Source organism: Klebsiella sp. GG_Kp175 (assembly GCF_040062325.1).
GTDB classification, from domain to species: domain Bacteria; phylum Pseudomonadota; class Gammaproteobacteria; order Enterobacterales; family Enterobacteriaceae; genus Klebsiella; species Klebsiella quasipneumoniae.
The window spans coordinates 325,196-340,489 of sequence record NZ_JBEAFX010000011.1 but is presented as its reverse complement, the minus strand read 5'-3'; the positions used below and the strand labels follow the sequence as shown (position 1 = coordinate 340,489).

Here is a 15,294-nt window from a genome sequence, read left to right as displayed (position 1 = left end):
GTTAAAGTCCGTACTGGCGAATAAACCAGGCCGGCGTACAGCTCCACGCATGGCAGTAACTATTGATGAGCTTACTGCCATAGGGGGAAAAGTCAGGATGCTGCGGATCGAAAATTTCCCAGAAGGTGTCGGCGCCGTAGTCGACCATCGCTCCCCAGTAGGCCTTGATCTCCGCTATCGCCTCTTCGCGCAGGCCGCACTGCAGCAGGGCGGCAATGTGATGATGGCGCAGATAGGGCGTATTCATGGCAATGGTGGGGGGCTGCTGCCGCAGACGGCGCATCAGCGCCTGTCGCTGCTCCACGCTGCCGACCTCCGCCAGTACCAGCCAGATCTGCGATGCCCATGAGACCTGGCGCGCGGCGCCGCTGATAAACACCTGCCGCTCGCTGTCCCACAGGTGGCGGAGGGCGGCCTCTTTCAGCTGCGCGAGCGTAGCGGTGTAGTCGGCTACCCGCTGCGGTTCAACACGCTGCGCCAGCCAGAGGGCACGCTGCAGGCAGTAGATAAGCACCCCCTGCGCCGACGACTGTTTATTCAGCTCTGCCTGCCAGTCGATAAATACCCACCAGTCATCGCTGTCGCGCACCAGACCCTGGGGATCGCAGCGGGTCAGCGCCAGCTCGATTTGCCGTCGCGCCGTGGGCCACAGTTCACGGGCGGTTTCCATGTCGCCAGTGCTTTGCAGGTAGTGATAGAGTACGTCGACAAAAAATAATGAATAATCAAAGAGAAATGTGTCATCGGCACGCACGTCAGGCTGAACAAAGACATTGGCGGAGACCATGCCATCTTCCCGGGTATGGCCGGCAAACAGGTACAGGCAGCGGCGGACCAGATCGTGGTGGCCGAAGGTCACGTCATTGACCAGCGCCTGCAGGCGCAGGTCGCCGAGCCACAGCCGACGGTCGCGTTTCGGCCCATCCTCAAACACCTCCTGCATGCAGTTTTGCAGGGTGCGAACCGCGACGTCATCAATGGCTTTCAGCTCCGAATCGGCGATGACCGCCGGCTGCGGGCTGCCGGCTGAGGTAACGGTTTCCAGGGCTATCTCATCGAACTGCAGACGAAATTTGCGCGACAGCGCTTTGATTTCCACCTTCAGGTAGCGCAGGCAGTAGCGACGCGGCAGGTCAACCCGGGCGGGCAGGACGTCGAGCCACAGATCCTGTTGCTGCAACCAGCTACTGCTCAGCCACCCCTGGTACTCGCTGAACGGCTCGCAGACTTCGCTCAGCGTTTCGCCGAAGGTGAAGTGCAGATGGGCCGGGGCATCCGGCGGGCTGCCGACGCTGCGGCAGCTGAACTGCAGGTAGCCAACAAAATGGCTGCCAAAGTCAATGATAATGCTGTCGCCGACGCGAAGCGGCTGCTGATAAAACTGCTCAGGCGTGCAGACGGTGTGTCCCCGCCAGCCGTTCAGCGCCGCCGGATCGGCGACGGCCTCGACGATGGCCTGCGGCGCCTGGCGCTGACGATGTAGCGCGGGCGTTAGGGCGGCCGCACGCTCTAATAAATGCGGATGGCGGGTCATCGCCACACTGGAATTGTATTGAATTGCCTGTGTCATACTGCGTCCTCTCCATTAGGTTAGGCGCAGCATAGGCCGTCGTCCGGCGGCACCACCACTCTGGCAATGCCAAACCGTCAGTGAAAATGGCAGGAATAATGAGGTGGGGGCGCTGGCGATCACAAATCCGCACATCGGGCGCGTGCCGAGGGCCGGAATAGATTATCGTGCCCCTGCGCACCAGGCTGTTCAGGATTTGCTGTAATGATGACACTGACCGTTGAGTATTATTTCACCCACCCCCAGGATAAGCTCGGCATGTACGCCAGCGACCCGGAAGATAATAGCCAGGAACATGGCCACGAGTTTGCCGAGCTGGTGATCGTCGAGGAGGGGCATGGATTACACGTTATTAATGGCCGCCCGCTGTATATCCAGCAGGGCGATGTATTTTATGTCCAGCCTGGCGATGTCCACTATTATGATGAGCTGGGGACGCTGAAGTTGATTAATGTCTTAATTAATCCGGCGGTGGCCTTTCGCTATTTACAGCAGATGGAGGGATTGCTGCAGCAATTATCGGCGCAGCGCGCCGCCTGCTATGGCTGGCTGGCACCGGAGACCCGCAGCTATTGTCGGGAACTGGTGGAAAAGATATTTTCCCCGGCGCTGAGGGCGGCGGATAATACCCCGCAACGGGAGTCTCTCTTTTTCCAGCTGGTGACCACCATTCTCACAGCCGAGTCGGAAGCCGAATATAGCAGCACCCGCTATAAACTGCATAAATTACTCACCTGGCTGCAGGAGCACTGTTTCGAAGAACATAACTGGCAGCAGCTGGCGGAGCAATTTCATCTCACCACCCGCACGGCGTTTCGCCATATTAAAGAGGCCACCGGATTAACGCCGGATAATTATCTGAAACGTCTGCGACTGGTCTCCGCGCGGGTCAAATTACGCGAAACGGAGATGACCATTACCGAAGTGGCTTATCTGTGCGGCTTCGCCAACAGCAACCACTTTACCACCCTGTATAAAAAAGTGTTTGGCCTGACCCCAAGCGCCGATCGCCGCCGCCCACCGGGTTAAAAGGGGGGCCGCAGGCCGGGCAGGGGAAAAATCTGCCACCCGCGGCAGGTCACGCTTATTCGTCGAGGGAGTTTGCCCGCACGTGGCGGCCACTGGCGACAAAATTGCCTGTCCCCAGATGATGCAGGGTATTGATCTTATCGTCATCGAACTGCCAGCGTCCGGTGACGAATGCGCGTTCATCGGCGGCGGCAGACACCACCTCCCCGAACAGGGTGTCGTACTGGGTCTGGGCCGCCGTCGCCGGCAGCAGGCGGCACTCCATCCATGCCAGACACTTCTCCTCGATCAGCGGCAGGCCCAGCTCCGGACCGGTCACCACCGGAATTCCGTAAGCATTGAATTTGTCTTCATCGCGGCCGCTGACGCTGCCGACGGCGTAGGTCCAGCTGGCGGCGGCCACGCCGGGAACCACGATGCCGAAGGTGCCGTTGCGCTCGATGATTTCCCGCGTCCAGGTGCTTTTATCCACCACGATAGCCACCCGCGGTGGGGCGAATTCCACCGGCATCGACCAGGCGGCGGCCATGACGTTGCGCCGGTCGGACGCAGCGTCGTAGCTGGTGATCAAAATGGTCGGACCGTGGTTGAGCAGGCGGCTGGCATACTGCAGTTCCACGTGGCGAAAGCGGCTCATAGGCGTTCCTTGAGTAATGGGTCGGTTGGCGGGTAATACGTTAAGCCGCAATGAAAATGTAATCAATACGTCATCTCGTCTGACTATAGTCGCCAGCACAAAGTCCCAAAGAGGATCACAATATGTTGGCTCCCCTGATGTTATCCCAGGTGAGCGCGTCCCGTCGGATGTCGACCGCCGGGCAGGGGTTGCTTTCCCGCAAGGGAGGGCGACAATGCGCGCGCTGACCCCTATCACTCTGCAGGCGGTCTCATTCGCCTTCGCAGAGACCCCCATTCTCGATCGCTTCTCGCTGCATATCGAACCCGGCAGCATTGTGGCGCTGCTGGGCCCGTCCGGCTGCGGCAAAAGCACCTTGCTGCGCCTGCTGGCGGGGCTGAGCGTGCCGGCCAGCGGTGAAATCCGCTTTGGCGATCGGCTGGTGGCCCGCGCAGGATGGGGATTGCCCCCTGAACAACGCGATATCGGCATGGTTTTCCAGGATTACGCCCTCTGGCCGCATATGAGCGTGGCGCAGAACGTCGCCTTTCCGCTGCGCATGCGCGGCGTTGCCCGCGCCGAACGCGAGCGCCGGGTGAGCGAGGCGCTGGCGCGGGTGGGCCTCGACGGCTTTGCCGAACGTAAACCTTCAGGCCTTTCCGGCGGCCAGCAGCAGCGGGTGGCGCTGGCGCGGGCGATCGTCGCCGCGCCGCGGGTGCTGCTGTTTGATGAGCCGCTCTCCAACCTGGACAGCGAACTGCGCGAATCGCTGTGTGGCGAAATGAGCCGCCTGCTGCGCCAGCTCGGCATCACCGCCGTGTATGTTACCCATGACCGCCGTGAAGCCGAGCTGTTAGCCGACCGGATAGTCCATTTATCCGCGGGCCGCGTGGCCGCTGTCCGCGCCGTTACGCCAACCTCGGGGGACGTTGTATGAACACCGTTATGACCGTTAAGAAAGGAGTGGTACTCGCGATGGCTCTCTCCGCCATGATGCTCTCAAGCGCCCATGCGCTGACCGTTTACACCGCCGGCCCTGGCTCGCTGGCGAAAAGCCTGGCCAGCGGTTTTGAACAACAGACCGGGGTGAAGGTGACCGTTTTCCAGGCCACCACCGGCAAAGTGATGGCCCGTCTGGAGGCCGAGCAGGCCAACCCACAGGCGGATGTGCTGATCTCCGCTTCATGGGATACCGCGGAGGATCTGCACCAGCGGGGTTGGTTGCTGCCTTTTCACAGCGCCAACGCCGACAAGGTACCGGCTAATCTGAAATCGGCGGACTATATCGCCCAGGGGGTCTCGGCGCTTGGCATCGTCTGGAACAGCAAAAGCGGCACTCCGGAGCCGAAAGAGTGGCGGGATCTCACCCAGCCGGCGTTTAAAGATAAGGTAACGACGCCTGACCCGGCGCTCTCCGGCGCGTCGCTGGATCTGCTGATTGGCCTGCAAAACAGCATGGGCGACCAGGCCTGGCAGCTGTTTGACGATCTGAAAAAGAACGGCATGGTGGTCAGCGGCCCCAACGCCCAGGCGGTGACGCCGGTGATGCAGGGGGCGAAAGCGGCGGTGTTCGGCGCGGTGGATTATGTCTCCTACGGCAATATTCAGCAGGGCGAGTCGCTGAAGGTGATTTTCCCGGCCAGCGGGACGGTGATCGCCCCGCGCCCGATGATGATCCTCAAAACCAGCCAGCATGCCGACGAGGCCAAAGCCTTTATCGATTACGTGCTGTCGCCGGAAGGTCAGGCGCGGGTCGCCGACGCCTGGCTGATGCCCGCTCGCCGCGATGTGGCCGCCAAACGCCCGCTGCTGGACGCGCTGAAGGTCTTGCCCACCAGCGGCGAGGGGAGTAGCGAGCGTAGCGCCGTCCTCAGCCGCTTCAGTCAGCTGTATGCCCACTAATTGACACGGTTCTCCGGCGCTGGCCGCCGGAGAACGCTTCGTTTCAGGAACCGCTGTGAAACAAAAATTCCTTTCCGGCGTGACGCTTGCCGCCCTGACGCTGCTGGTCGCGTTACCGCTGTTGTTTATTCTGCTGCAGGCGATTTTTCCCCATTTTAGCGCCGGTTCGCTCCATGACGCCTTTGGCGGCGTCTCGCCGCTGCTGGCCGACCCCCAGCTGTCGTCGATGCTCGGCGGTACGCTGTGGATTGCCGGCGGCGTGGCGCTGGCCAGCGTGATGATCGGCCTGCCGCTCGGTATTCTGCGCGGTATGTTTTCGTTGCCGCTGCCCCGGCTGTGGGACCTGCTGTTTTTGATCCCCTTTCTGACGCCGCCCTATATCTCGGCGCTCTCGTGGATGCTGGCTCTGCAAAGCCAGGGCTATCTGCAGCAGCTGACCGGCTGGCAGCTAAACGATCTGCTGTTCAGCCGCAGCGGGATCGTGCTGGTGATGACCTTTAACATTTTTCCGGTGGTTTACTTTGCCGTCTCCCGCAGCCTGCTGGCGAGCGGGCAACGGCTGGCGATGGTCGCCCGGGTCCATGGCGCCAGCGCCTGGCGCGCCTTCTGGCACGTGACGCTGCCGATGCTCTCCCCGGCGCTGGCGGCGGGGATGCTGCTGGCGTTTACTCTCGCTATCGAGGAGTTTGGCGTCCCGGCGGCGCTAGGCAGTCGGGCGGGAGTAGTGATGCTGACGGTGGGCATTGAGAAAAAGCTGGCCGACTGGCCGGTGGATCTCACCGGCGCTGCGCTGCTGTCGCTGCTGCTGATGGCGGTGGCGTTGTTCGCCTGGTGGCTGCAAACGCGGCTGGTGGGGGAGAAGGAGGTCACCAGCGTCACCGGTAAACCGGGAGAAAACCGCGGAGCGTCGCTGGGCTGGATGACGCTGCCCGCGCTGCTGGTGATGGCGGCCGTCGGCGGCCTGGCGGTCGGGGTCCCCGCCGTCTCGATGATGCTCACCAGCCTGATGGGCACCCTCTCGGGCGGGGTGAGCCTGGAGAATGTCACGCTGCGTCACTTCGCGGCGCTGTTCGACCAGCAGGGCGATGCCCTGTCGGCCCTCGGCGTCAGCCTGTCGCTGGCGTTAGGTTCGGCGCTGATCGTCGGCGCGCTGGGGCTGCTGGCCGCCTGGCTGGTAATGGTGCAGAAGATCAAAGGGCGCGGGGTGGTGGATGCGCTGTCGCTGATGCCGGCGGCGCTGCCCGGCGTGGTGGTGGGGGTGGGATTGATCCTGCTGTGGAATCAGCCCTTCTGGCCGCGCTCGCCCTACAACACGCTGTGGATGCTGCTGCTCTCCTATTGCTGCCTGCTGCTGCCCTGGCCGGTGCGCTATGTCGGCAGCGCGCTGCGCCAGCTGGGCCCGAACCTTGAGCCCGCCGCCCGGGTGCACGGCGCGTCGCCGCTGCGGGCGCTGCGGTTGATTGTCCTGCCGCTGGTCTTTCCGGCGCTGCTGGCGGCGATGCTGATGGTGTTTGCGGTGGCGTCCCGGGAGCTGGTGACTTCGCTGCTGCTGTCGCCCGCCGGCACGCAGACCGTGGCGGTGTTTATCTGGCGCCAGTTTGAACAAGGATCCGTTGGTCAGGGCATGGCGATGGCCAGCCTGACGCTGTTGACCGGTCTGGTCCTGATGCTGACGGCGCTGGCGCTGATGCAGCGCAGCACGCGCGGTTAACAGCAAGCGCACAAAAAAGAGGGTCGGCGCGGAAAAATAGGCTATAAATGTCGGACACCTACAGCTGGAGACCCTGATGAGTCCCTTTTTACGCGCCTATTTTTCCCGTCTGGGCTGGACGGGCGAGCCTGATGTTTCCATTGATACCTTGCGCCAACTGCATCTGCAGCATAACAGCGCCATCCCCTTTGAAAACCTCGACGTCCTGCTGCCGCGCGAGATCCATCTTGACGACCTGGCGCTGGAAGAGAAGCTGATCGCCGGCCGCCGCGGGGGGTATTGTTTTGAACAAAATGGCCTGCTGGAGCGCGCGCTGCGCGAAATAGGCTTTAACGTTCGCAGCCTGCTTGGCCGGGTGGTGCTGGCCAATCCGCCGCAGATGCCGCCGCGCACTCACCGTTTATTGCTGGTGGAAGTGGCGGGCGAGCGCTGGGTAGCCGACGTTGGCTTCGGCGGCCAGACGCTGACCGCGCCGATTAAGCTGCTGGCCGATATCCCGCAGCAGACGCCGCACGGCAGCTATCGTCTGGTGCATGAAGGGGATGAGTGGACGCTGCAGTTCAACCATCACGAACACTGGCAGTCGATGTACCATTTCGATTTAGGCCGCCAGTATGCGTCTGATTATGTGATGGGTAACTTCTGGTCGGCGCACTGGCCGCAGTCCCACTTCCGTCACCACCTGCTGATGTGCCGTCATCTGCCTGACGGCGGCAAAATGACCCTCACCAATTTCCACTTTACCCACTGGGAGAATAACCACGTGGTGGAGAAGGTCGATTTTGCCGATGTCTCCGCGCTGTACGAAGGGCTGAAAACCCGCTTCGGGTTGGGCGTGGACGATCCTAAACATGGCTTCAGCGAAGCGGCGCTGGCGGCGGTAATGGCGGCGTTCGATACCCATCCGGAAGCCGGGAAGTAAATCTCCTCATGCCCGGCGGCGCTGCGCTTGCGCGGGCCTACGGGGTATGAGCCTGTGAGAGGGCCCTGTAGGCCGGGTAAGGCGACAGCCGCCGCCCGGCGAAATTACAGGTACCGCGCCTGATATCTTGTCCGGCGGCGCTGCGCCTGCGCGGGCCTACGGGGGATGAGCCTGTGAGAGGGCCCTGCAGGCCGGGTAAGGCGAGAGCCGCCGCCCGGCGAAATTACAGGTACTGAGCCTGATATCTTGTCCGGCGGCGCTGCGCTTGCGCGGACCTACGGGGGATGAGCCTGTGAGAGGGCCCTCTAGGCCGGGCAAGGCGACAGCCGCCACCCGGCGAAATTACAGGTACCGTGCCTGATATCTTGCCCGGCGGCGCTGCGCCTGCGCGGGCCTACGGGGTATGAGCCTGTGAGAGGGCCCTGCAGGCCGGGTAAGGCGACAGCCGCCGCCCGGCGAAATTACAGGTACCGTGCCTGATATCTTGCCCGGCGGCGCTGTGCTTGCGCGGGCCTACGGGGTATGAGCCTGTGAGAGGGCCCTGTAGGCCGGGTAAGGCGACAGCCGCCACCCGGCGAAATTACAGGTACCGTGCCTGATTTCTTGCCCGGCGGCGCTGCGCTTGCGCGGGTCTACGGGGGATGAGCTCTGTGAGAGGGCCCTGTAGGCCGGGTAAGACGACAGCCGCCACCCGGCATAACGGCTGGAGCCGGGTCGATAACTACCCGGACTCGCGCGAAGGCCGCGTCCGGGCTACCGGTTAGGATGAATGATAACAGCCGCCAGCGCTCAGCGTCGGGAGCGCACCACCTGGTAGCGGCGGGTGAAATACTCCACCGGCGCGCTCCAGACGTGAACCAGACGGGTGAACGGGAAGATCAGGAAGATGGTCATCCCCAGCACCAGGTGGACGCGGTAAATCCAGGCCACGCCGTCCAGATGCGCCGAGGCGCCGCCGTGGAAGGTGACCACCGCCTGCGCCCAGTCCACCAGCTTGAGCATTTCGCTGCCGTCCGGATGCTGGGCGGAGAAGGGGATCGTCGTCAGCCCCAGCGCGCACTGAATCAGCAAAATGCACAGGATCAGAATATCTGCCGTGGTGGAGGTGGCGCGAATGCGCGGGTTGGTCAGGCGGCGAGCCAGCAAGCCGATGCCGCCCACCAGGGTGAGCACCCCACACACGCCGCCGAGGATCATCGCCATCAGCTGCTTCTGCGACATTGGCAGGAACCACGAGTAGACCCAGTGCGGGGTCAGCATGCCAAAGAGATGGCCGAAAAAAATGCCGAGAATGCCGATATGAAACAAGTTCGACCATAGCACCATCCCGCGTTTATCCAGCATCTGGCTGGATGACGCGCGCCAGGTATACTGCCCATAGTCGTAGCGTAGCCAGCTGCCGAGCAGAAACACGGCGCCGCAAAGGTAAGGGTAGATATCGTAAAAGAAGACGTTCAGATACTGGATCATTTCGGGCCTCCGGCGCGGATGTCGACGTACAGCGGCGCCACATCCTGGCTAAAGCGTCGTTGATAAGCTTGCATAGGCGAGCTGTCGCAAGCGGTCGCATTATCTTCAATAAACTTCACCTGCTCTTCTTCCCACACTTCGTCCAGCGCCTGACAGGTATCGTCGCGCTTTTCTCCCGCCACCTGTTTGGTGACACTGTCACTGGTGAGCGGGCTTTTTGCCAGTTCCAGCAGGGCGTCAAACAGTTGATAATACGAGCATTCTCGTTGCTTCAGGCGGCCGCCGATCAGCGCCAGAATCGGCGCGATATTCTGCAGCCCTTCACGGGCGTCGGCGAGGGGTAAAATACTGAGATACTCCAGATACAGCGGCAGATAGTCGGGCAGTTCTCGGCAATCGATCAGCAGACCTGCCTGCTGATACTGATTCATCAGGTCCACCATCGCCTGGCCACGGTCGCGGGACTCAGCATGCACATGTTCAAACAGCAGCAGCGAGGTGGCGCGCCCTCGCTCGAACACCTCGCACCAGTCGGCCTGGCGATCCAACAGCGGCGCCGCCAGCAGCTCCCCGACAAAGGGCGTCAGGGAAGGGATATCGGCGCTGACCAGCGCCAGGGCTTCGTCGCGGTTCTCCCACAGCACCTCGTCGGGATACTCCAGCAGCAGACCGAGCACTTTCAGGATCCGCATCACTCGCCCTCCCCATGCTTACGCACGCCGCTGACGTCGATGGCGTCAATCCGCCGGCTGTTAAACAGGTTGAATTTCGTATCTGACCCGTGGCAGCCGTCGCCGAAGGTAAAGCCGCAGCCGTTGCGTTCCGGGAAGGTGTCCTCCGCCAGTTCGCGATGGCTGGTGGGGATCACGAAGCGGTCTTCGTAGTTGGCGATCGCCAGATAGCGATACATCTCTTCGACCTGCTCAACGCTGAGTCCCACCTCTTCAATTGCCCGGGTATCGGTCACGCCCTCAACGGTTTGCGAGCGCTTGTAGTGGCGCATCGCCATCATCCGTTTCAGCGCGCGCAATACCGGCCCGGTATCCCCGGCGCTCAACAGGTTCGCCAGGTACTGGACCGGAATGCGCAGGCTCTCCACCGCCGGCAGGATGGCGCCGTTGTTGGGCAGGCCGCCGGCGTCGGCAACCGACTGGATCGGCGACAGGGGCGGCACATACCAGACCATCGGCAGGGTGCGATACTCCGGATGCAGCGGCAGGGCCAGCTTCCAGTCCATCGCCAGCTTATAGACCGGCGATTTCTGCGCCGCCTCAATGACATTGTGGGGGATGCCTTGTTTTAACGCTTCCTCGATGACCGCCGGATCGTTTGGATTAAGGAACACCTCGCACTGGCGCTCATAGAGGTCGGTTTCATGCTCGGTGCTGGCAGCTTCTTCGATACGGTCGGCGTCATACAGCAAGACGCCGAGATAGCGGATGCGCCCGACGCAGGTTTCGGAGCACACCGTTGGCTGCCCGGACTCAATGCGCGGATAGCAGAAGATGCATTTTTCCGACTTACCGCTCTTCCAGTTAAAGTAGATTTTTTTATATGGACAGCCGCTGATGCACATCCGCCAGCCGCGGCATTTGTCCTGGTCTATCAGCACGATGCCATCTTCCTCACGCTTGTAGATGGCGCCGCTCGGGCAGGTGGCCACGCAGCTCGGGTTGAGGCAGTGCTCGCACAGGCGCGGGAGGTACATCATAAAGGTGTTTTCGAACTGGCCGTACATCTCTTTCTGCATGGCTTCGAAGTTACGGTCGCGGGCGCGTTTCTCGAACTCACCGCCGAGCAGTTCCTCCCAGTTCGGGCCCCAGTCAATTTTATCCATCCGCTCGCCGCTGATCAGCGAGCGTGGGCGGGCGGTAGGCAGATATTTTCCCTCCGGCGCGTTGTGCAGATGCTGGTAATCGTAGGTGAAAGGTTCGTAGTAATCGTCAATCGCCGGCAGCACCGGGTTGGCGAATATCTTCGACAGCACGCTAACCCGATTGCCGAGGCGGGGCGTCAGTTTACCGCTGATGCCGCGGATCCAGCCGCCTTGCCACTGCTCCTGGTCTTCCCAGTTTTTTGGGTAGCCAATGCCCGGTTTGGTTTCCACATTATTGAACCACGCGTACTCCATGCCCTCCCGGCTGCTCCAGACGTTTTTACAGGTGACCGAGCAGGTGTGACAGCCGATGCATTTGTCCAGATTCAGCACCATTCCAACCTGAGAACGGATTTTCATTTTTTCGCCTCCTGTACCTGATCGCGACCTTCGTCATCCAGCCAGGCAATATTTTTCATTTTGCGGATCATGATGAACTCGTCGCGGTTGGAGCCGACGGTGCCGTAGTAGTTAAAGCCATAGGCCAGCTGGGCGTAGCCGCCGATCATGTGCGTCGGCTTCGGGCAGACGCGGGTGACGGAGTTATGAATGCCGCCGCGGCGGCCGGTCACTTCCGAACCCGGGATGTTCATAATCCGCTCCTGAGCGTGATACATCATGGTCATCCCCGGCGGCACGCGCTGGCTCACCACCGCCCGGGCGGTGAGGGCGCCGTTGGCGTTGAACGCTTCAATCCAGTCGTTATCTTCAATGCCCAGCTCTCTGGCGTCAGTTTCACTGAGCCAGACGATCGGCCCGCCGCGCGACAGCGTCAGCATCAGCAGGTTTTCGCTGTATGTGGAGTGGATCCCCCATTTCTGGTGCGGGGTCAGGAAGTTCAGCGCTTTCTCCGGAAAACCGTTCGGCGGCACGGCCTTAATCTGGCTGACGCTGCGGGTATCAATGGGCGGGCGATAAGCCACCAGGCTTTCGCCGAAAGCCCGCATCCACGGATGGTCCTGATACAGCTGTTGCCGCCCGGAGAGGGTGCGCCACGGGATCAGTTCGTGCACATTGGTATAACCGGCGTTGTAGGAGACGTGCTCGCTTTCCAGTCCGGACCACGTTGGGCTGGAGATGATCTTGCGCGGCTGCGCCTGAATATCGCGGAAGCGGATCTTCTCATCCTCTTTATTCAGCGCCAGATGAGTGTGGTCGCGACCGGTAAATTCTCCCAGCGCCTGCCAGGCTTTCACCGCCACCTGGCCGTTGGTTTCCGGCGCGAGGCTGAGAATAACTTCGGAGGCGTCAATGGCGCTGTCGATCCGCGGCCGGCCTTTGGCCGGACCGTCCTGCTTGAGGTAGTTAAGCTTGCCGAGGAAATCGACTTCGCTTTGCGTATTCCACGAGATGCCTTTTCCGCCGTTGCCAAGCTTATCGAGCAGCGGCCCGAGAGAGGTGAAGCGTTCCCAGGTGGCGGGATAGTCGCGCTCCACCAGGGCAATCGACGGAGCGGTTTTCCCGGGGATCAGATCGCATTCGCCCTTGCGCCAGTCAAGCACCTCGAACGGCTGCGCCAGCTCAGCCGGAGAGTCATGCTGCAGCGGGACCAGCACCACGTCGGTCTCTTTCCCGAGATGGCCGACGCAGACCTGCGAGAAGGATTTGGCGATATCTTTGTAAATCTCCCAGTCGCTCTTTGCCTCCCACGCCGGGTCGACGGCGGCGGAAAGCGGGTGGATAAACGGATGCATATCCGAGGTGTTCATATCGTCTTTTTCGTACCAGGTGGCGGTCGGTAGAACAATATCGGAAAAGAGACAGGTACTGGACATGCGGAAATCCAGCGTCACCAGTAGGTCGAGTTTGCCCTCGATAGCCGCCGTCTGCCACTCGACTTCCTCAGGTTTCACCTCATCGCTGGCGCCCAGTTCATCCCCCTGAATACCGCTGTCGGTCCCGAGCAGGTATTTCAACATGTACTCATGCCCCTTACCGGACGATCCCAGCAGGTTAGAGCGCCAGATAAACAGGTTCCGCGGATGGTTTTTGCCGCTGTCCGGCTGCTCGGCGGCAAAGCGGATCTCGCCGGATTTTAGCGACCGCACCGTGAACGCCGAGGGCGATAGCCCGGCGGCCTCGGCCTGCTGCTTGATGGCCAGCGGGTTGACGTTGAGCTGTGGCGCAGAAGGCAACCAGCCCATCCGTTCCGCGCGGACGTTGAAGTCGATAAGGCTGCCGCTAAATTTGCTGGCGTCGGCCAGCGGCGACAACAGCTCCTGCGCGGTCAGTTTTTCATAGCGCCACTGGCTGGCGTGATTGTAGAAATAGGAGGTGCTGTTCATTTGCCGCGGCGGGCGGTTCCAGTCCAGCGCGAACGCCAGCGGCAGCCAGCCGGTCTGTGGGCGCAGCTTCTCCTGGCCGACATAGTGCGACCAGCCGCCGCCGCTCTGGCCGACGCAGCCGCAGAACACCAGCAGGTTAATCATCCCCCGGTAGTTCATATCCATGTGGTACCAGTGGTTTACCCCGGCGCCGAGGATAATCATCGAACGGCCATGGGTTTTATGCGCCGTATCGGCGAACTCGCGGGCGATTTGTTCGATATGCTGGCGCGGCACGCCGGTGATCTGCTCCGCCCACGCCGGGGTATAGGCTTTAACCTCGGCGAAATCTTTCGCCGCATTGACATCATCAAGCCCTCGGTCCAGGCCGTAGTTAGCCAGAATCAGGTCATATACGCTGACCACCAGGCCGCTTTCGCCACTGGCCAGCGTCAGCTGTTTCACCGGGAGCGGATGAAGGGTTACCGGTGCCTGCGGCACGCTGCGGAAATGCGGGTTTTCATTGCCGCCGAAGTAGGGGAAGGCGACTGACGCCACGCTGTCGCGAATATCCAGCAGAGACAGCGTGAGCTCCACCGTTTTGCCGTCAGCCAGCGGTTCGAGGTTCCATTTCCCTTTTTCGCCCCAGCGAAAGCCGATGGAACCGTTTGGCGCCACCAGTTCGCCGTCGGCGGTGCAGGCGACGGTTTTCCATTCCGGGTTATTCGTTTCGCCCAGTCCATCCAGCAGGTCGGAGGCGCGCAGCATGCGGCCTGGCACATAGCTGCCATCGTCGCGCGGCTCAAGCATCACCAGCATCGGCATGTCGGTATAGGTGCGGCAGTAGTTAAGAAAGTAATCGCTCGGGTTATCAAGGTGGAAGGTTTTGAGGATCACGTGGCCCATGGCCATCGCCAGCGCGCTGTCGGTACCTTGCTTCGGCGCCAGCCAGTGGTCGCACAGTTTGGCCACTTCCGAATAGTCCGGAGTGATGGCGATGGTTTTGGTGCCTTTGTAGCGCACTTCGGTGAAGAAGTGGGCATCCGGGGTCCGGGTCTGCGGCACGTTGGAGCCCCAGGCGATAATGTAGCTGGCGTTGTACCAGTCGGCGGATTCCGGCACGTCGGTCTGCTCGCCCCAGGTCATCGGCGAGGCGGGGGGCAGGTCGCAGTACCAGTCATAGAAGCTAAGGCAGGTGCCGCCGATAAGGGATAAATAGCGGGTACCCGCGGCGTAGGAGACCATCGACATCGCCGGGATCGGCGAGAACCCGGCGACGCGGTCCGGACCGTAGTGTTTGATGGTCCAGACGTTGGCGGAGGCGATAAGCTGATTCAGCTCTTTCCAGCTGGAGCGGACAAAGCCGCCTTTGCCGCGCGCCGCTTTATAGCTGGAGGTTTTGGCCGGATCCTGCATGATGCTATCCCAGGCCTGCACCGGGTCGGGAAACTGCGCCAGTGCTTCGCGCCACAACGCAATCAGCCGTTTACGCGCCAGCGGGTACTTCAGACGGTTGGCGCTATAGAGATACCAGGAGTAGCTGGCGCCTCGCGGGCAGCCGCGTGGTTCATGGTTCGGCAGATCCGGGCGGGTACGCGGATAATCGGTCTGCTGGGTTTCCCAGGTCACCAGACCGTTTTTGACATAAATTTTCCAGCTGCAGGAGCCGGTGCAATTCACGCCGTGGGTGGAGCGGACAATTTTGTCGAACTGCCAGCGTTGACGGTAGCTATCTTCCCAGTCACGGTTGTTGTTGTAGACCTGACCGTGGCCGTTGGCAAAGGTCTCGCCTTTCTGCTTAAAGTAGCGAAAGCGATCCAGTAGTTTACTCATGACATTTCTCCTGCTCCGATGATGTCCGGCATCGTGCCACCCGGCCGGATGAGCGAACGAACGCGTAGGCCGGATAAGGCGTAAGCCGCCATCCGGCAGAT

The 15,294-nt window shown here is 61.5% G+C and carries 11 protein-coding genes; 5 read left to right on the top strand and 6 right to left on the bottom strand.

Going from position 1 to position 15,294, the window contains the following annotated elements; all coding sequences use genetic code 11:
* Position 1: 1 nt before the first annotated feature.
* Positions 2 to 1,570 carry a sugar hydrolase gene (locus ABLU73_RS17395; RefSeq protein ID WP_200982727.1) on the bottom strand — a complete coding sequence of 523 codons (1,569 nt, stop codon included), beginning with the start codon at positions 1,568 to 1,570 and terminating at the stop codon, positions 2 to 4.
* Between the two features lie 204 nt (positions 1,571 to 1,774).
* Between ABLU73_RS17395 and ABLU73_RS17390 the strand changes: the two genes are divergently transcribed.
* Positions 1,775 to 2,599, top strand: a complete 825-nt coding sequence (locus tag ABLU73_RS17390; RefSeq protein ID WP_004202721.1) for a helix-turn-helix domain-containing protein — start codon at positions 1,775 to 1,777, stop codon at positions 2,597 to 2,599.
* A gap of 55 nt (positions 2,600 to 2,654) precedes the next feature.
* Here the strand turns inward: ABLU73_RS17390 and ABLU73_RS17385 are convergent, their stop codons facing one another.
* Complete coding sequence (locus ABLU73_RS17385; RefSeq protein WP_004202718.1) at positions 2,655 to 3,236, bottom strand: flavin reductase family protein; 582 nt, start codon at positions 3,234 to 3,236, stop codon at positions 2,655 to 2,657.
* Positions 3,237 to 3,450: 214 nt separating this feature from the next.
* Here ABLU73_RS17385 and ABLU73_RS17380 point away from each other — a divergent pair, with 214 nt between their 5' ends.
* The 4 genes from ABLU73_RS17380 (at position 3,451) to nhoA (ending at position 7,750) form a co-directional block, all read left to right on the top strand.
* On the top strand, positions 3,451 to 4,152 hold the full coding sequence (locus tag ABLU73_RS17380) for an ABC transporter ATP-binding protein (RefSeq protein WP_048324392.1): 702 nt from the start codon (positions 3,451 to 3,453) through the stop codon (positions 4,150 to 4,152).
* Entirely contained in the window at positions 4,149 to 5,117 is a 969-nt protein-coding gene (locus ABLU73_RS17375) for an ABC transporter substrate-binding protein (RefSeq protein ID WP_100051076.1), read from the top strand. The genes ABLU73_RS17380 and ABLU73_RS17375 overlap by 4 nt, the downstream gene beginning before the upstream one ends.
* Before the next feature lie 55 nt (positions 5,118 to 5,172).
* A complete protein-coding gene (locus ABLU73_RS17370; RefSeq protein ID WP_264924345.1) occupies positions 5,173 to 6,828 on the top strand; it encodes an iron ABC transporter permease in 1,656 nt (551 codons plus the stop codon).
* 76 nt (positions 6,829 to 6,904) lie between these two features.
* Positions 6,905 to 7,750 (top strand): N-hydroxyarylamine O-acetyltransferase, encoded by an 846-nt coding sequence (nhoA, locus tag ABLU73_RS17365; protein WP_264924347.1) that lies wholly within the window; start codon positions 6,905 to 6,907, stop codon positions 7,748 to 7,750.
* Between the two features lie 789 nt (positions 7,751 to 8,539).
* On the opposite strand, the gene narI is transcribed toward nhoA, so the two are convergent.
* Genes narI through ABLU73_RS17345 form a run of 4 tightly spaced genes read right to left on the bottom strand, consistent with a single transcriptional unit; the run spans position 8,540 to position 15,193 of the window.
* Positions 8,540 to 9,220 (bottom strand): respiratory nitrate reductase subunit gamma, encoded by a 681-nt coding sequence (gene narI, locus ABLU73_RS17360; protein WP_023289864.1) that lies wholly within the window; start codon positions 9,218 to 9,220, stop codon positions 8,540 to 8,542.
* Positions 9,217 to 9,912, bottom strand: coding sequence for a nitrate reductase molybdenum cofactor assembly chaperone (narW, locus tag ABLU73_RS17355; RefSeq protein WP_032453024.1), 696 nt, complete (start codon positions 9,910 to 9,912; stop codon positions 9,217 to 9,219). The genes narI and narW overlap by 4 nt, the downstream gene beginning before the upstream one ends.
* Entirely contained in the window at positions 9,912 to 11,456 is a 1,545-nt protein-coding gene (narH, locus tag ABLU73_RS17350) for a nitrate reductase subunit beta (protein WP_126494325.1), read from the bottom strand. Before narH ends, narW begins: the two co-directional genes overlap by 1 nt.
* Positions 11,453 to 15,193: a nitrate reductase subunit alpha gene (locus ABLU73_RS17345; RefSeq protein ID WP_264924350.1), complete on the bottom strand. Its 3,741-nt coding sequence runs from the start codon at positions 15,191 to 15,193 to the stop codon at positions 11,453 to 11,455. The genes narH and ABLU73_RS17345 overlap by 4 nt, the downstream gene beginning before the upstream one ends.
* Positions 15,194 to 15,294: the final 101 nt, after the last annotated feature.